15 protein-coding genes and 5 pseudogenes are annotated in these 16,629 nt (G+C 67.5%); 7 read left to right on the forward strand and 13 right to left on the reverse strand.

Annotated elements, in window-relative coordinates:
* Positions 1-142: 142 nt before the first annotated feature.
* Positions 143-235 (forward strand): annotated as a pseudogene (locus ACZ5U5_RS17665) (DnaB-like helicase C-terminal domain-containing protein); the annotation flags it as partial.
* 92 nt (positions 236-327) lie between these two features.
* Here ACZ5U5_RS17665 and ACZ5U5_RS17670 read toward each other — a convergent pair.
* Complete coding sequence (locus ACZ5U5_RS17670) at positions 328-774, reverse strand: hypothetical protein (RefSeq protein WP_469022482.1); 447 nt, start codon at positions 772-774, stop codon at positions 328-330.
* Between the two features lie 953 nt (positions 775-1,727).
* Here ACZ5U5_RS17670 and ACZ5U5_RS17675 point away from each other — a divergent pair.
* From ACZ5U5_RS17675 to ACZ5U5_RS17685, 3 genes are all read left to right on the forward strand, one after another.
* On the forward strand, positions 1,728-2,543 hold the full coding sequence (locus ACZ5U5_RS17675) for a dienelactone hydrolase family protein (protein ID WP_469022242.1): 816 nt from the start codon (positions 1,728-1,730) through the stop codon (positions 2,541-2,543).
* A gap of 31 nt (positions 2,544-2,574) precedes the next feature.
* Positions 2,575-3,672: a DUF8094 domain-containing protein gene (locus tag ACZ5U5_RS17680; RefSeq protein WP_469022245.1), complete on the forward strand. Its 1,098-nt coding sequence runs from the start codon at positions 2,575-2,577 to the stop codon at positions 3,670-3,672.
* 970 nt (positions 3,673-4,642) lie between these two features.
* On the forward strand, positions 4,643-5,542 hold the full coding sequence (locus ACZ5U5_RS17685; RefSeq protein ID WP_469022247.1) for a hypothetical protein: 900 nt from the start codon (positions 4,643-4,645) through the stop codon (positions 5,540-5,542).
* 584 nt (positions 5,543-6,126) lie between these two features.
* Here the strand turns inward: ACZ5U5_RS17685 and ACZ5U5_RS17690 are convergent.
* From ACZ5U5_RS17690 to ACZ5U5_RS17715, 6 genes and pseudogenes are all read right to left on the reverse strand, one after another.
* The gene (locus ACZ5U5_RS17690) at positions 6,127-6,498 is read right to left on the reverse strand and encodes a hypothetical protein (protein ID WP_469022250.1); all 372 of its coding nucleotides are present in this window, start codon (positions 6,496-6,498) and stop codon (positions 6,127-6,129) included.
* Between the two features lie 117 nt (positions 6,499-6,615).
* Positions 6,616-6,945, reverse strand: a pseudogene (locus ACZ5U5_RS17695) (ATP-binding protein); the annotation flags it as partial.
* Positions 6,942-7,298, reverse strand: a complete 357-nt coding sequence (locus tag ACZ5U5_RS17700) for a hypothetical protein (protein WP_469022252.1) — start codon at positions 7,296-7,298, stop codon at positions 6,942-6,944. The gene ACZ5U5_RS17700 and the pseudogene ACZ5U5_RS17695, both read right to left, overlap by 4 nt.
* Before the next feature lie 382 nt (positions 7,299-7,680).
* Positions 7,681-7,896: pseudogene (locus ACZ5U5_RS17705) on the reverse strand (DDE-type integrase/transposase/recombinase); the annotation flags it as partial.
* A gap of 796 nt (positions 7,897-8,692) precedes the next feature.
* Positions 8,693-9,061, reverse strand: coding sequence for a hypothetical protein (locus ACZ5U5_RS17710; protein WP_469022255.1), 369 nt, complete (start codon positions 9,059-9,061; stop codon positions 8,693-8,695).
* A 350-nt stretch (positions 9,062-9,411) separates the two neighbouring features.
* On the reverse strand, positions 9,412-10,089 hold the full coding sequence (locus tag ACZ5U5_RS17715; protein WP_469022258.1) for an IclR family transcriptional regulator: 678 nt from the start codon (positions 10,087-10,089) through the stop codon (positions 9,412-9,414).
* A 73-nt stretch (positions 10,090-10,162) separates the two neighbouring features.
* On the opposite strand from ACZ5U5_RS17715, the gene ACZ5U5_RS17720 reads away from it, so the two are divergent.
* Entirely contained in the window at positions 10,163-10,807 is a 645-nt protein-coding gene (locus ACZ5U5_RS17720) for a nitroreductase family protein (protein WP_469022260.1), read from the forward strand.
* Positions 10,808-11,024: 217 nt separating this feature from the next.
* On the opposite strand, the gene ACZ5U5_RS17725 is transcribed toward ACZ5U5_RS17720, so the two are convergent.
* Positions 11,025-11,675 carry a hypothetical protein gene (locus ACZ5U5_RS17725; protein WP_469022263.1) on the reverse strand — a complete coding sequence of 217 codons (651 nt, stop codon included), beginning with the start codon at positions 11,673-11,675 and terminating at the stop codon, positions 11,025-11,027.
* Positions 11,676-12,172: 497 nt separating this feature from the next.
* Positions 12,173-12,298, reverse strand: a complete 126-nt coding sequence (locus ACZ5U5_RS17730; RefSeq protein WP_469022266.1) for a hypothetical protein — start codon at positions 12,296-12,298, stop codon at positions 12,173-12,175.
* A 424-nt stretch (positions 12,299-12,722) separates the two neighbouring features.
* Between ACZ5U5_RS17730 and ACZ5U5_RS17735 the strand changes: the two genes are divergently transcribed.
* Together ACZ5U5_RS17735 and ACZ5U5_RS17740 are read left to right on the forward strand one after the other, a co-directional pair.
* A complete protein-coding gene (locus ACZ5U5_RS17735) occupies positions 12,723-13,181 on the forward strand; it encodes a lamin tail domain-containing protein (protein WP_469022269.1) in 459 nt (152 codons plus the stop codon).
* A gap of 196 nt (positions 13,182-13,377) precedes the next feature.
* Positions 13,378-13,878, forward strand: coding sequence for a hypothetical protein (locus ACZ5U5_RS17740; protein WP_469022271.1), 501 nt, complete (start codon positions 13,378-13,380; stop codon positions 13,876-13,878).
* Between the two features lie 338 nt (positions 13,879-14,216).
* On the opposite strand, the gene ACZ5U5_RS17745 is transcribed toward ACZ5U5_RS17740, so the two are convergent.
* From ACZ5U5_RS17745 to ACZ5U5_RS17760, 4 genes and pseudogenes are all read right to left on the reverse strand, one after another.
* Positions 14,217-14,615, reverse strand: a complete 399-nt coding sequence (locus tag ACZ5U5_RS17745) for a hypothetical protein (RefSeq protein WP_469022273.1) — start codon at positions 14,613-14,615, stop codon at positions 14,217-14,219.
* 429 nt (positions 14,616-15,044) lie between these two features.
* Positions 15,045-15,215 (reverse strand): annotated as a pseudogene (locus tag ACZ5U5_RS17750) (IS701 family transposase); the annotation flags it as partial.
* Positions 15,211-15,479, reverse strand: a pseudogene (locus ACZ5U5_RS17755) (transposase); the annotation flags it as partial. The pseudogenes ACZ5U5_RS17755 and ACZ5U5_RS17750, both read right to left, overlap by 5 nt.
* A 642-nt stretch (positions 15,480-16,121) precedes the next feature.
* Positions 16,122-16,538 (reverse strand): alcohol dehydrogenase catalytic domain-containing protein, encoded by a 417-nt coding sequence (locus ACZ5U5_RS17760; protein WP_469022276.1) that lies wholly within the window; start codon positions 16,536-16,538, stop codon positions 16,122-16,124.
* Between the last annotated feature and the right edge of the window lie 91 nt (positions 16,539-16,629).

Here is a 16,629-nt window from a genome sequence, read left to right on the forward strand (position 1 = left end):
GCGCAGGCGTCGGCCGGTAAGTGACCAGGCGGCTGAGGCCCGTACAACCTGTATCCGGTCGCGGCCCCGCACGTCGGTACTCCAGCCGCCGTGGTCCGTCGCCGTCGCCGACGTCGATGAGGATGCGGGCGCTGGTCCGGTCGTGTCACAACTGAACCGCGTAGCGGAACAGCGGGCTGGCAAGAAGCCGCACATTTCCTGCCTGCGTGAATCCGGCTCCATGGAGCAAGACGCGGCCGGTACGCAAGACGGACGGAGGTTGGAGCCGACCGACAGCATGCGGACCCAGCGAGAAAGATCTCGCTGGGTCCGCATGCATCCTTCCCGCTACTTCAAGTGGTACTTGCAGCCCTTTGAGGATCCGCCCCCGGCGTACTTGGCGACGGTTTTCCCGTCGACCTTGATGCTGCACGGCGGGAAGTCGAACTTTCCGCTGGGGGTCAGTACGGCTTGGGCCCCCACGGACAGGTTGACGCCTGATTTGAGAAACGCGCCTTCGAGCGTCACGTCGCTGGTCTTCTTCCAGGGGAGCGTGGCCTGCTGGGAGTGAAGCGTGTCCGTCACATAGGTGATGAGGGGCTTGCCTTCGCCTTCGACCGCCACGGTCACTTCGTACGTTTTCGGCTTGCCCCACTTGCTCGCCGGCTTCGCAGGCTCCTTCGTCGGCTTCGTCGAGCTGCCGGCATCGGCCTTCGCGTCGTCGCCCCCGCCGCCGCACCCTGCGAGCAGCGCAGCCGCCATGGTCACAGCGACTCCAACGACCGTCTTGCGCATATCTTTTCCCCTTTGGCACCACTCTTCCGGCACGGGCACACCGCCACGGCGCCGGGATGCTGATCATATGAGGCAGGGTCCGACTGTCCGGACGTGCGTGGCGGAAGGGGCCGCCGGCGAGTCCTGGACGGGTGGCCTGGCACGGCGGGGAGGCACGTGTGCGCTGCAGTTGGCACCGCTCGCCAGGTGCGGCGCTCAGTCCGGCGTGTGAAATGAAAGACGGCAGCATGCCCTTCACTTCTGGTGGCTAGGGCAGACCCGCGAGCCCCCAACCGCGGTGGGCGGCTTCCGTGATCACGTCGCCCCATTCATGCAGCAGCGTGGTGAAGTCCTCGAAGGTGTCCGGCGTCCTGCCCGGCTCTCACACTCGGCGGCGAACGGCCCGCGCAGCTTTTCGAGGTGGGGCTTCACTCGTGTCCAGGCACGGGCCTTGCCGGATACTGCTTCGGGCGGGCACACGAGAAGGACGTGCGGCCTCCAGCGATCGGTGGCGGCGGGAAGAAGCCTCCGCCGCCAGTCAGCGCATGGTCGTCGGCAGGCTCCACATCCCAGATCAGACTGACGAGAAAGGCGTCCATCGCCTCACGCACGGATGAGTCGATGAGGCCGCGCACGGATGTGGGGCGGAACGAGGCACAGCACTCGCTTTTGTGCCGTACCGGGTGCCGGAGGAAGAAGGATGGTTGCGTGTGCAGGTCCGGGGAGACGGAGGCCCTTCGCGGGAGTGGACCGGCATGTCCCAGAGCTCTGCTGCGAGGGTCGGCCTTTCAGCACTGGGGCCGGGACAGGTGATCCGATGGACCTGGCGGGGGTCGGGGGAGCGCTGTGGTGGGGGAGGGGTGTGTGCCAGTCCTTATGGGCCCTGCGCAGTAGTGCGGAGGGGTACCCGCGTTGTTCTGCCTGTGGCAGAGCACCAGCCACACCGGGCTTGGCGGTCACTACAGTCCAGTGCCGTGACGACGATGACGACGCATACGGTCGAATATCCGGCCGACGGTCTGACGATGATCGGGCACCTCGCGCTGCCGGCCGGTGCAGGCCGCCGGCCCGCGGTCCTGGTCGGGCCTGAGGGTTTGGGGCTGAGCGACGTCGAGCGCCGCCGGGCTGATGCGCTGGCCGAGCTGGGGTATGTGGCGCTGGCCTTCGACCTGCACGGCGGACGCTATCTGGCCGACCCAGAGGAGATGCTGGCCCGCTGCCTGCCGCTGCTGGATGATCCCGAGCGGATGCGCGGCATCGGTCAGGCGGCGCTCGATGTGCTGGGCACCCAGCCGCAAACTGACCCCGACCAGATCGCGGCCATCGGCTACGGCACCGGCGGCGCGATCGCGCTGGAACTGGGCCGCGCCGGGGTCAATCTGCGGGCGATCGGGACGGTTAACGCCCTGACCACCGGCCGACCGGGCCAGGCGGCACGCATCAGCTGCCCGGTGTGGGCCGGCGTCGGCTCCAACGATCCGATCATGGGGCCCGCGCAACGCGAGGCGTTCACCGCGGAGATGCAGGGCGCGGGCGTGGACTGGCGCCTGACGCTGTATGGCGGAGCCTTGCACGCCTTCCACCATCCGCCGGTCGACCACCGGGTGGTTGCCGGTGTGGGCTACCACCCGAGCCACGCACGGCGCGCCTGGCGCGACGTCCTGGACCTGCTCGCCGAGTGCCTGCCGGTGTGCCTCCCGCTTCCTGTCCAGCACCCCGGCAGGGTGGTGGTCCCGGTAGCCGCACGGCAGACAAACCCTGCCTCCGGGCCGGGTGGCCCAACTCCTTAGAATGGAGGGGTTGTTGGAGTGGAGGGGGACCATGGTGACGGTAAGAGGGGCGTTGATCCCGGCGCTGGTCGCCGGGCTGGCGCTGAGCGCGACGCTGAGCGGCTGTGCCCGGGGCGGCCCGGACGGGAACAGGAAAGAAGGCCCCTCCCGGGCCGCGCCTGTTCCCGTGGTGAGCAAGGCGCAAGCTCAGGAGGTGTTCGAGGGCTACGACCGCATGATGGCGCGTGCCGACGCCGGTTTGAATGATGCCCTTGCGGGCCGTGTCCAGACCGGGGTGCTGCACGGTGAGACCCGCGCGGCCTACCGCGTGCACCGCCTGGCGCGGACCAAGGACACGGTGGCACACCGGACCAAGCCCCGCTTCCTGATCCCCTCCGTCACCGACTCCACGTATCCCCGTTTCTTCGGCGTGCTGAGCAAGTGGAAGGGCAGGGAGTCCGATCGCTCGTCCCAACTGCTCTACTTCGTGCAGAGCAAGGCCGGTGCGCCGTGGCGCGCCACCGCCGGTACCTGGGCACTCACGGACCCGGTCACCAAGCGGCATGCCTCCGGTCCGGCGCCCTCGCCGACGGCGAGCAAGGCGCCCAGCCGTGTGCGGGTGCGGCCCGAGCGCCTGCCGGGCCTGCGCCGCGGGCCCGGCGACACGGTTGTGCCGGCGGCCACCGCGAAGCAGGACCGAAAGGTGTGTGCCAGCTTCGCCCGCTACCTGAGCTTCTCGCCCCCGGACGGACACGAGGCGGATGCCGCGTTCACCAAGGGCGCCTTCACCCATGACCTGGTGAAGTTCTACAACGGCTGGTCCCACCCCCAGCTGGACTACCGCCTCACCCACCGCAGCACGGGCACCGACCTGCCGGTGCTGCGCCTGTCCTCGGGCGGATCTTTGGTGACCTGCACCCTGAGGCAGGAGGTGCGGGTGTCCGGTACGGACCCGGCGGGCACCGTGGTGCAGGAGAAGGGATCCGACACAGCTGTCCTGCTGGGCGGTGCCGGAGAATGGCGACGGTTTACCGAGACCAACAGCATGACCGTGCTCATCGAGGTTCCGGCGAAGGGCGCCGCGGCCACGGTGCTGTCGTGTGACTGCTACGGCCTGCAGCTGCTGTCGGCGAAGGGACGCCGCCCCTGAGCCCGCCACGCCTCACGGCCCGGCGGCCCCAGCCGTCGGGCGCACATCCTCAAGGGCGCGCTGGGTGGGCGGCGGATGCACGAGCGCGGGTGGGTGTGCAAGGGGCTGGCAGAAAGCCGGGCAGCCAGCAGGCGCGGGCCGGTGGTCGGTGCTCGCGGCAGTGACCGTACGTCGGCGGTCGGGGCCGTGATGTGAGGTGGTGTTAGGGGGTACGCCACCAGCCCTGTCCGGTGTGCCAGTCCTTCACTCAGTGCAGGAAAGCGCCTGCAGGATGATCGGTGGGGGAGTGGGCGTAGGGGGTGGCGCATCCGTCTGTCAGCCACCACACCCGGCCGCGTTGTGGCCCGGTCACCACCAGCGTCCAGTACTCCCCGGATTGGTCGCTGCCCAGCAGTACCGAGCCGTGCTGGTAGGTCTGGTGCAACAGGGGGGAGAGTGTGGTCGTTGTAGTCGTACTCCCATTGCCATTCCTCCTGAAGCGGGAAGGGGCGGCCGGGCGAGCGGGCGGCGGTGCCATCGAACGGCTCTTCGCTCATCCAGTAGTCCGCTTCCCAGACGGGCCAGCTGTCTGGCTTTTCTCCCACGGGCAGCAACCCGCCCTCAGCGGGCGGGCCGAGATCCGTACCGCCTGCGATCTCAGCCACGAAGGTGCGATACGGCTCAGGCAGCACCACACCGTGTCTGAGCTCCCATGCCTCAAGCGCCTCCCAGCCCCAAGGACAGTGCCGTACCTGTGCCGGAAAGGCTTCACGCAGGAGGGCTGTCGCATCCGCTAGCGCATCTTCCACGCTTGACAGGTATCACCCGACACTCTGACCTCCGGCGACCGCAGGCAGCTGGACATGACCGAGCTCAGAGCCAGTCTCTGCACGTGGTCCTGCGGCCGTTTTGATGGTTGGGCCGGCCGTTTTGCTGGTCGGCCGGCTGATGCCCTCTTTACACGCACGGGGCGAGGTACTTGTCTCGGGGCATGGAACTTGTCTGGTCGTCGCTGCCCGCCCCGGTTACTTCGGCGGTGATAGCCGCGGTGGTGGCGCTTGTCGTTGCTGTGGTGACGCCGTCGCTGACGTACGGTTTCGACAAGCGGTTCCACCGGCGCAAGCTCGACATCGAGTACACGTATGAGCAGCAGAAGGCGTTGCGTGACCGGATCGCGTTGTACAAGGGTCTGTTGCTGGAGTCCGGCGGCGCTCTGCGTAACCGGTTGTCGAACTTTTCGAAGTTCGAGCACAACCAGTGGCTGCGGATGCGGGGTTCGTGCGGTCAATCGGGCTACTACCTGCGCTCTTTCGCCTACCGGATCTTGTGCCTGGTGGCGGTGTGCCGTCTCATCGAGCGCCAGGCCTTGTATGTGGACAGTGTCGTGGCGGCCGAATCCGACCGTCGGTTCCTCGAGGCGATGAAACTCAACATCGCCGTATGGACCAGAGCCGACCTCTACGCAGGGCTGGCCTACGACGGCGGCCGTAACAACGACCACTTCTTCCGCGACCAGCTGACGGACATGGCCGACTCCCTCTACCAGGACGGGCAGCTGCTTTCACTGAAAGAGTTCACCCGGAGCCTGACGCAGGACGACACCGAGTACCGCACCGTCTTTACCTTCCTGGACGGAGCCTGCCGCCGGGAACCGGACCGCTTCCGCTTCGACCGCCTCATCGCGGTCCAGCTGGTCCTGATGGCCACGCTCAACCGCTTCGGCTACGCCTACCAGCAGGTCTCGCTCGCTCAGTTCACCGCCGTCGCCCAGGAGTGCGAGCACCCCGAGGTCCTGACGAATTTGTGCGCCATGGTCCGCGAGTTCTGCCTGGACGACGAAGAGGGCTTCCGCCTCCTGCTCACCGCGGCCACGGTCGCCGCCCGCCGCTGACCCACAGCAGCCCATCCTGCCGCTGCGCGCACCTGCGGTCCCGGTATCGCAGCCAGCTTCCCCTTCACCTTGGGTGCGGCTCGTTCTGAGGGGACGCACCGATACAGTTCGGTTCGTGAAATATGCTGAAGAGGCCGGTCAGATAGCTGTGCAGTGGGTGGCTGGTCGGGTGCGCGGCGTCTTCGGTGAGCGGGAGCGGGTGGAATGCTGGCCGTTGTCGTCGGTATCGGATCAGTGCTGGAGGCCGGGTACCGCTGGCCGATTGGTCTCGGGTTTGACGAGTCGGCCAGTGTGCGCTCACCCTGGCCGGTCTGTGCCGACGGGGCGATGAGGTGACTGATGCGCCGTGATCGGCCATCGGTCACGGCTGATTGCACCGCAGGGTCATCGCCGATGACCTCGTATGCGCACGTCTTTGACGCCTCTCTCCCGCATCGGTGGTGGCGCCTGCGCCCGTCGGGTACTGGCCTCGGGATAGTGCCCTCTGAGCTGCAGGTATGCCGCCGGGTTTTCGCGACTTTGACGAGGGGAAGCCCGACCACACCCCCACCGCCACAAGCCCGAGTCAACGGACCCTGCTGACCTCACCCAGCGGTCATCAGGGCGACGAACTCGGCATCCGTGCTCCCGGAGCGCAGCCGGACGTCGAAGTTATAGCCCTCGTCGCAATACACCAGGTCTAGGCCCGCCGGAGCGAGCCTGCGGAACACCACCGCCAACCTCACAGCGTCAACCTCCGGGACATCCAAGTACAGACACGTCCCGTCTTGATGCAGATATGCCTCGCCGGCGCCGTCTTGCGCCTCGAAAGACCAGCAATAACCCCGTGCCTCGCTGCGAGGTGTCGCATCGATCTCAACACCAGCCCAACCGGCTCGGATCGCCGCGGTCAGAGCGTCACGATGGACCTGCCACCCACCCGCGTCTCCATCGACCATCACCATGAACGTCGCCACAGCGACTGTCTATCACTACCGCCCAGGCACGCGACCGCCTCCCCCACTCCATCGATCGCAGAAGCGTCCTGATCTGGAATGGCAGCCAGAATCAGAAACGAAACCGGGGATAACGACGGGCCCGAGCAGGGCGGTATTCGCCTTGCCGTCGACGAACGAGAGGGTGGCCAGGTCCTTGACCTTGCGTGGGTCGAGGTCGGGCTGGAAGGAGAAGTCGTACTCGTCGAGCGTCTTGTGGTGCGGCAGCCGGGAGAGCCGCAGGCCCTGGCGGAAGCGGCGGTCGTCGCGGACGGTGAGTTCCTCGGCCAGGACAAGATCGAGGAAGTCGAGGTAGCCCATCTTGCCCTCGTCTGCCCGCCGGGTGTACTCGTTGATCGTTTCGGCCAGATGAGGCAGGCCAAGCTTGCCGGCCGTGTTGCGGATGCGGGTGGAGACCAGCTCACTCAAGACGTTTCCCTCGTGCTCGGGTGGGTGGTGAAGGGGCGGGTGCCGGTCAGCTCGTCGTAGACCGACAACGGACGGCGGCCACCCTCGACGCGAGTGGCCGCGGCCCGGTTCAGCAGAGCCTGCAGAGGTCCGGCCTCCTCGCCCAGCGGGCGTTCATGGCGAGGTCGTGGCGGGACCTCGCCGGTGGTGGTGCGGCGTCCCTGGCCGGCGGACAGGCCGTCCCAGTGAGTCACTTTGGCGACGCGGGCCCCGCGCCCGATCGCCCGCGGGTGGGAAGCCAACAGCGTCTCGCCGTCGGCATTCGCGATGGTGGAATGCAGCATGACCTGCGATTTCGTGGCCCGGATCTCCACCAGCTGACGCGGTCGGACCCTGCGGGCGGGCACCGAGTAGAGGTGCCGCCGAAGGCGACCAGGCAGTTCTGCCGACCGGCCGCAGGCGCCGTTCGGCCACCAAATCCGGGGTCTCCGCCAGTGGTTTGAGGGCCATGTGGTCGTGGGCCGCTCGCTCTCCGATGATCTGCTGGTGCGTCCGGTGGGCCTGAACCCGTCGCTGCGGGACCCAGGTGGTGAAGGCAGCGCCCATCTCCTTGACGGTGGAGAGGGACCGGCCGGACAGGACGTGGTCGCGGACGATGAGGACATGGCGCTCGACGTGGCCCTTGCCGGTGGACCGGTAGGCGGCCAGGACGTCGATGTCGAAGTGGTAGTGGCCGGCGAACCCGACCGCTTCCGGATGCAGTGGGACCGCCTCACCTGGAGCGACGTGGCGGCGGACGACGGTCTTCGTGCGGTCGCAGACGACCGTCATCGGGACGCCCCCGAAGTGGGCGAAGGCCCGGCGGTGGCAGTCGAAGAACGTCTGGGGGCCCTGGCTGGTGGTGAAGCAGCAGAACGGGTCGCGCGAGTACGACAGCGTCATGTGGAAGGAGTAGACTTTCCCGATGCCCATGTGGGCGAGGATCTTTCCCTCGTCGCCTCAGTCGACCTGGGCCTGGGCGCCGGGATGACCTCGAAGCGGCGGTGCATACCGGCGAGTTCCTTCGGCGTGATGCCGAGTTCCTCGGCGATGCGGGGCCGGGCTTCCTGAACGTAGAGCTTGGTCCGCTGGTAGTTGCCAGTGAACCCGTACTGCGTGGTCAGCTGCTAGTGGATCACTGTGGCCTTCATCAGGATCTCCGTTCGGAGTATCGAGTCGACCAGCGGCGAACTCGTAGATCGCCCTCGCCTTCGACCGCCCGTTCGGCGTCCGGCGCGGCGGGGTCGCCGGACCGGGTGCCGACAGATGGCTGATCGCCCCGGATTCCAACAGACTCCGGAAGCGCCGCAGTTCCAACCATCGATGCGGAATTTGACCATCGTCGACCGCCTTCCGCCGCCTCTCACCGACCAAGCAGCAGAGTGCCGAGCAGCAGATCTCAACACATCGACAACTGTCCCTTTTCATCCGTACGCGGGTGGGGACGTTCACACGTGTACGCCGACAGCTCGAACGGCGTGTCCCCGCGCACGGTCAGGGAGTCGAAGAAGTCGTCTCGGAAGTGTGACGCCACCGCGAACGCATTCCGCCGGACATCGTGATGCAGCAGACTCATTCCCCCACGGCCTTCGTGCTGGTCAAGTGCATCTTTCGCCGGAGCGCAGGATCAGATGAAGGCCGTGTCCACGTCTCCGGAAACCTCGTTTGAGCGAGCACGTTCGGCGCATCGTTCGAAGTCAGACCTTAAAGAACAAACTCAGCTTGTCGTTTATCGTCCGGCTGCTGGCGGTGTCGCGAGTGATGATCGAATTCTGCTCAGCCATCGATGGCAGAGCTCAGTCGTCACCGGCTCGAAGAGCTCGGGCGTGGACGTCTCGAAGAGGAACTGTGTCAGCAGGTCCTCGTGGCCGTCTTCGATGTCCAGGCCGTCGGCGAAGTGCACCATCTGGGCCCAGGTCGTGAGCTCGTCGAGTCCCACCTCACCATCGGCGGCCTTCTCCAATATGACTGCGATCGCGGCGCGGTCCACGAGGGCGGTGGCTGACGCATCTGCGTGGCGGGCGGCTCTGACGAGGTCAACGAGTTCGCCGCGCCAGTGGACGAGGTCTTCAAGAGCATGGCTTCCGTTCGTATCCACGCCTTGCATCTTCCTGGACGGCGTGGCTTCACCCGCGAGCGGCCTCTGTCAGGTGGAAGCCGGCTCCGCGGGTCTGGGCTTGGTGCCCTTTGATGGTGGCTGGGGCGCGCGTACGGTTCGCCGGTCTTGAGGCCGGTGCGGGAGTACACCTGATGCCCTGCCAGGCGCGGCAGGTCTCTTCCATTCCCGGCCGCCCCACGTCAGTGACGCAAGGGGCGCTGCGAGTGTGCCGGGGGCAGGCTAGAGATGCATGGCGTCGATTCGCTCCGGTATGGGCCCCACCACAACATGGCGGCTAGCGACTTTGCGGATCGTTGGCCGTGGCACGTCGGGGGTGGCCGGTGCGGCTATCACGGTGGATCGGCGAGTTTTCGGCTGATGGTGCGGGCCGCCTCGCGGATGGCGCTGTCGGCACGATCGTGTGGGGTGCTGGTGGGCAGCGTGACGAAGACCGCCGCTATGGCCAGGTGGTTTTGCAGCACCGTTGCGGCGAAGGAGAGTTCGCCCAGCACGTACTCCTCGTGAGCCGTGGCCAGGCCGGTCTCTTTGATGCGGATCAGCTGGGAGCCGAGAGTGCCCGCAGCGGTCACTGTGTGGCGGGTGTGGCGCCGTAGTTCAGCTCGCGCGCCGTGGCCGTGGGCGAGGAGGACTTTGCCGGCCGCCGTGGCGTGCAGGGGCAGGCGTTTGCCGCTGAGCAGACACAGGGCTGCACCGTCGGAGGGGACCGCAATGTCCGCGTGGCCGCCGGTGCGTGATGAGAGCGTGCGAAGGGCGGGGAGCGAGAGGTTGAGCAGGCCGTGCGGGCAGGGGGCCGCGGCGCCCAGGGCGCGGATGCGGGTGCCCAGGCGGTAGGAGCCGTCGGCCGCCTGTTCCAGGCCGCCCCACGCGACCAGCTCCCGCACCATCCGAAGCGTTGTCGGCACCGGCAGCCCGGTCCTGCGGGCGATCTCCGTCAGGCGCAGCGTGGCCGGTGCGCCCACGAAGGCGTCCAGCACCGAGAAGACCCGCCCGGCAACACTCTCGGCCATCTTGTACCCCGCATTTTCATCCAGTGAAAGTCCGGCGTTGTCGCCGCACTGCGCGCTCCGAGAAGGTCAACGCATGACTCTCGACCTCTCTTCCGACGAGCTCCTCTCCACCACTCGGGCGGTTCGTCACCGCCTCGACCTCACCCGGCCCGTCCCTCGCCAACTGCTGGAGGAATGCGTGGACTTGGCCATCCAGGCTCCGACCGGTCGCAACCGCCAGCGCTGGCACTTCGTGATCGTGACCGACCCCGGGCGGCGGGCCGCGCTGGCAGAGGTGTGGCGTGAGGGTGTGCGCACGCCGGGTGCTTCTGACCCCGTCCCCGAACGGGATGTGCGCCGTGCTGACGCGGCGCACATGGAGCGGGTGTACTCCGGCGCCGCCCATCTCTACCAGCACATCCACGAGGTCCCGGCGATCGTCGTGCCGTGTGTGGAGGGCCGTACTGACGACGCGTCCGTCCTGAAGCAGGCCAACACCTGGGGCTCCATCCTCCCCGGCGTCTGGAGCTTCATGCTCGCCGCCCGCGCCCGCGGCCTCGGCAGCTGCTGGACCACCGGCAATCTCGTCCACGAGAAGGAGTCGGCCCGCGTCCTTGGCATCCCCTACGACGATGTCATGCAGGCAGCGTTCATCCCCGTGGCGTTCACCCTCGGCACAGACTTCCGTCCGGCCCGCCGCATCCCGAGGGAGGAGGTGCTGCACTGGGACGCCTGGTGAGCCGGGCAGGCGCATGCTTGTTCTGCCGGTCGGGACGCTTCGACTGGGGGTCGCTAGCGGGGAGGGCGCCGCCCCTTGACCGGTGGACGAAAGACTGCGGTGCGAAGTGCGGGCGGTGTGCACTGTCTGGCGGGCGGTGGGTGCCGGTCTGCGACTCGGCGAACGAAGCACGTGATGGTGCCCTTGTCCGTCGGCACCGGGACGTTGGGGTGGTTGCCTAGCACGCGCTGCCGGCTGTCGGCGGCATCAGCGGTCTGGCCGTCGCCGGCCTGCGTCGGCGCCAGTACGCGTACGTCAGGAGGCCGAGCATGGGGCCCCACAGGACCAGAGGGACGTAGGAGGCATAGAAGTAGACGGTCTCCCAGCCGCCGGCCTTACTCGGGAAGTTGGCCGGCAGCGGATCGCCGTTGGTCTTGGACTGGGTGACCGTGGTGATGATCGCGATGACCGTGAAGACCAGGGTCAGGATCGTCGCCCCGATCGTGGCCGGGACGACCGCAGCGGCCGTCGGTACCCGCCGCCCACCCCATCCCGGCATCCAGCGCGGGAACACCTCGCCCCAGCGGGCGACCAGCCCGACGGCCGTGAAGGCAAGGACCTCGGAGATGAGGGTGAGGAGGACGACGTAGCCGTTCATCGCCCAGTCCGCGATCGACCCGCCACGCTTGTCCGCGGTGAACAGCACGCCCAGGCGCCAGATCCCGGACGGGAGCACCACCAGCGGCACCGCGTAGGCGACTCGGCGGGCCCAGCGAGGCACCCCTGCGGCGGGCTTGTGCGCCGCACGCCACGTCCGAGCCAGGCGGCCCTCGCGGCGTGGCGTGTTTGCTGCTTCGTCGGTGGTCGTGGTCGGCCTGGCCTGGACCATCTGCGCTCCTCACGTCCACGGGCCCGATCGGCCCGTGTGCTTCGAGACTCGCAGCAGGCGAGGCCGGCCAGGATCGCTCCGCAGACCGAACAACCTCCGCCGGGCGGGCGAGCACGAATCCGGACGCTCCGCCTCGGGGATGACGGGTCACCGGAGGACGACTCGTCCGTGCGACTCGGTCCACTGGCAAGGAAGCCGAAACGACGGGGTTCGCTGCCAGACGCGCGTATTCGATGACGGCGGCCAGTCACAGAAGTTGAGCCAGAGCCCATCCCGTTCCTGTGGTGGGAAGCTGGAAGATGCCCGGTCGCCGCCGTAGATGCGGCGACGACCGGAACCCGCGCGGGCCCGCGGCTCCCCCTTGGTCCTCGCGCGAGGTGCCCTCCTGGCGTGGGGGCGGGGCTGCGGGAGTTGCCTCACCGACCGGTCACGTGTGGAGAGCGGAGGCTGGAGCTGCGTAGTCATGTCGGCGATGCGGCTCCAGCCGGCCTCGGTGGTCACGGCTCGGGGGCTGGGAGCCTGCGGTGCGGGCCAGAGCCGACCTTGTTCTGTTCGCCCTGGGCCTTGGTGTGGGCCAGTCGGTAGGAGTCGGTGCCGGTCTCGATGATCTCCTGCGTCGGCATCCTTCCTCCCGTACCAAGGCCGTTGGATGCGCGACGTTGAGCATGCTGTCTCTGAGAGGGAAATCGCATGTCAGAACGGCCTTGATGCCTGCGTGCGAGTAGGGGGAAGGGGTGTCTGTTACCGGAATCTGGCCTGCTGGAATGGGCGTGCGCGGAGGTGGGCCGGACGGGGGCAACCGCTTGTTGTTCAGCATTCAAAGGGTCGTTGGCGTATGCAGCAACTCATGGAAAAACGGTTCATCATGGTCCGTGACGGATACAGACGAGTGTTGCTGAAATATCCGGATCTGGTAACACCCTCAAGTTGGACCCCGCGCGGGCCCGCAGCAGTCCCACGCTGTGGTCATCCGGCAGCACGCCGGGGAACCCGCTTCGTCCAGCGTCGCGCACTGCGGGGCGAGGGACATGTACTTGAGGGGCACTCATGTCCGCTGCACGTGACATCCGCCGTATCGCGGCTGCGATCCTGGCTTCCGGCGTTGTCCTGGGGGCCGGCGCTCTGCCGGCCGCTGCCGACGGCCACGGGGAACGACACCGCTCTGCTGTCGTCATCGGCGAGGTCCAGTACAACAGCCCCGGCCGCGACGACCACTCCAACCGCAGCCTCAATGCCGAGTGGGTGGAAGTGAAGAACAAGTCCCGGCACGCGGTACAGCTGCGCGGCTTCACGCTGACCGACAAGCAGGGCAACCGCTACCGCTTCGACCGCCTGCGCCTCAAGGGCCACTCCAGCGTCAAGGTCCACACGGGCCACGGACATGACAGGCGCCACCACGTCTACCAGGACCGCCGCAACTACGTCTGGGACAACAACGACACCGCCACACTCCGCAACGCCCGCGGACACGTCCTGGACCGCGAAGCCTGGGGCCACCATCACTGATCCCACCACCGGGCAGCCCCGCCACCGCGGGGCTGCCCCACCACATGCGTGGCGGGTGCCCCTTGTCTGCGACAAGGTGATGCCACCCGCCGTCCCCGCCGTCAAACGCGAGATCGAAGTCGCTCGCGCGAGGGACCCAGCACTAGGGTGTTCATCGGACGCCGATGCCGACGGGCTCGGCCGCCAAAGGGGGCGCATGAGCACACCCGAGTACGAGCTTTGGAACGACCTTGCTGTCCGCCGCCCGGACGACGTCCGCATGATCTCTGGTGGACGGGTCCCGCTTTCCTGGCAGATGGCGAAGCGCGTCGGCCACGTCGACCGGCTGATGAACAGGACTTTGCCCGCGGACTTCCCGGACCCGGTCGAGCGTGGAGGTGCCGGCGACGTGTTGGCCGTGCTCGCCCTGTCGGAGTCGATCCGGCGCGACCTCACTGCCCGCCGCGCGGGCGACATCCGTGAGGCCATCCTGCTCGGGGCCACCTGGTCCGAGGTCGCAGCCGCGATCGACACCACGCCGGACGAGGCCCGCGCTATCCTGCGCGACTGGACGGAGCGTCAGCACGGCCTCTACCTGATCGATGCCGAGCCAGGCGAGACCCAGAGGCTAGTCGTCGAGGAGGACCGCCATACCGCGGTGCTCGCCCTGCTCGAGCTGGCAGACGACCAGCGGGCGGAGGCTGGCAAGCATGGCTGACCTTGTCGTTTCTGGTGAGGCGTCGAACGTGGCTCGAACTTGGTCGGCGTTTCGCAGTTCAGCGGACGAGGAGGCGGCCTCCGTCTGATACTGAGCTCCGTCACAGAGTGGATCAGCTTACATCCAGAGGAGTGCTCCTGGCCTGCAACGCAGAGGCTGTCGAGAGCCTTGCCGGTTGCGAGGAAAGAAGCATTCCCCAGATGAAGTGGCGAGTTGGGTCTTATCCGCGGACGGTGAGTCACCTATCCCGCGGGATGACCGGGTTGCCCGGCGGTTTCCAGGTCTTCTACCACAGAGGTGTAGAACAGGCCCTTTGCCCAGCGGGACGCGGAGCAGTGTCAGAACGCGGCGTGGCCCGTTGAGTTGTTGCCACCCTGGAATTCAAGGTAGAAGCCCCACCCGTTCGGGACGCCCTTCTTGACTACGGTCCACTCGCCCTTGGGCGCCGTCACCCAGCCACTGCACGGGATGTCCTTCCAGCACGCGCGGACCTTGCGGGTGTAGTTCGTCTTGATGTTGATGTCGCCGCAGCTAGCTGTGGTGTACTTCCAGCCGCTTGACGGCCAGTACGCGCGGCTGAAGCCGTCGCCGTAAGCCGTGTATGGGTCAGCGCTGCCGTAACACGACTGGACACCGGCGTGCGTGGGCGCGGCGCTCGCGGTCGTAGCGGCGGCTGTCCCACCTCCCAGAACCACCGCGGCCAGCGCGAGTGAAGCGATGCGTGAGTGTGTGAGCATGAGATCCCCCCGATGGATGGTGTTGCGGCTGATGCCAGGGTGATTAGCCGTGCGCGGCATCCGGCCGCCGTGTGGTGAGGACGCTACGCAGGGTGCTCCCGACGCGCATCAACCCGCTGCGGTAGTTAGCTGTCAACTCTGGCAGTAGGCGCTACCTCGGCGATGGTGACGCAAGCGTGATCGATCAAATCCGCCCAGGCGAAAGGCGGCACCATGATTTACGTGGATGGCGAGGAGAGCCCCACCGCTGGAGGATTCCCCGCTACCGGCTCCGTGCCGCGCGCCGGCGAGCTGAAGAAGCAGCTCGCGCAATAGTAGTGCTTCGTTAGGTTCTGGGTCTGCTGGTGGTGAGGGGGCGGCCGCAGGTGGTGCAGGTGCCGGTCCAGCACCGCAGCAGGTCCTGGAGGGTGTCCAGGACTTGGTAGAGGCTCAGGCCGACGTGTGGGCTTTTGGGTCGTAGCGTCGCAGGGTGAGGAAGGCCTGGGCGGCGGTGACGAGGGTGACGTGGTGGTGCCAGTCGCGCCAGGTGCGGCCTTCGAAGTGGTCCAGGCCCAGGCCGTGCTTGAGCTCGCGGTAGTCATGCTCGGTTCGCCAGCGCATCCCCCGCCGATGCCCGCCCGCACTTGGGAAACGAGACATCATCGACTACCCACACTTCGGGCTGGATCACCCGGCACAGTCTCTCGGCGATCCGCCGACGCACCGGCGTCCAGTCCCACGGAGACTGGCTGACGAACTGCTGCAGGGCCTGCATATCGCCGTCCGGCAGCCGTTCGGCCATCGGCTGGATCGGTCCAACATCAGCCCCCGCAGATAACATTCGCCTTTTTGCCCGCTGATCGGCCTACCGGTAGCAGACAACAGATCCGCCTGGGGTCGCTCTTGGGGGCCCTGTTGCAACCCTGATCAGCACACCCTGGCAAAACACGGCCTGCCACGTGTTGAGGCTTTCCAGCACAGTTGGGCCACAAGTGCGGAGGCCCCGTGCCGTTGCCGGTGCGCTGGTCACGCGGTCTCTACCGCCGCGGCTCCTGAAGTGCCGTCAAGGGCGAGGGACGTGATCCGCTCCCACGGCACGAAGGTCGAATGAATCAGAATGGGCGGGAGGAGGCGCATGTCGAGAGACCACAACGTCCTGCTCGTGCTGGCTCTGACCGCCCTCTTGGTAGTGCTGCCATTCATTGGTGCACTCACCCCCGCCCCCACGAGCGTGCCGCCTGCGGCGGCGGAGTCGTCCATAAGCATGGTCGTCGAAGACGGCGCCGACGAGTTCGCCACTTGTGGCGACGCCGTGGAGGTCGTGGACCCGGCCTCTCGGCTGGCTGGCCGAGACCGCCACAGCCCCGTCGCGGAATCCGAGACCAAGGCCTCAGCCGGTGGTATCCGGGCGAACGAGCCCGGGCGGAGGGGTGACGGCGCCGCGCACGCCATGAGTCAACTGAATGCTCCGCAGCCGACGGCCGGTTCATCCGCACCGGCACCATGCCGGTCGGTCCGGCAAGGTCGTCATGCGAACGTGAGGACGACTTTGCCGACCGCGTTTCCGGAGCGGAGCAGGGCGCACGCCACCTCCGGGGCCAGCGCATGGGGGCGGGGCAGCACGAACCGGTGATCGGCGACCAGGTACTCGGCGAAGGCGGAGGGGAAGGTGCCCATGACCGGGTCCCCGACGTTCCAGTCGCCGGCATCCTGGCCGACGGCGGCGATCTCGCCGGCGTACTCGAACCCGGCGATGGATTCCTTGCCGGAGGAGCCGCCGTGGCTGGGGTCGGCTTCGGCGAGCATGGGCAGGTCGGCGTTGTTGGTCGCCGACGCGCGGTTGCGGATGAGCACTTCGCCGCGTCCGGGCTCGGGGACCGGCACGTTGTCCAGGACCCACTGCGGTCCGCGGCCGAGCAGCAGTGCCTTCATCGTGTCCGTCATGTCGGTGCTCCGTCGGTTCGGGCGCGGCCACCGTAGTGGCGGCGTTGGGGCGTGATGCCGGGCCAGCCGCAGATGGTGCGACGCGGCCGAC

This window comes from Streptomyces sp. NPDC033177, from assembly GCF_055577715.1.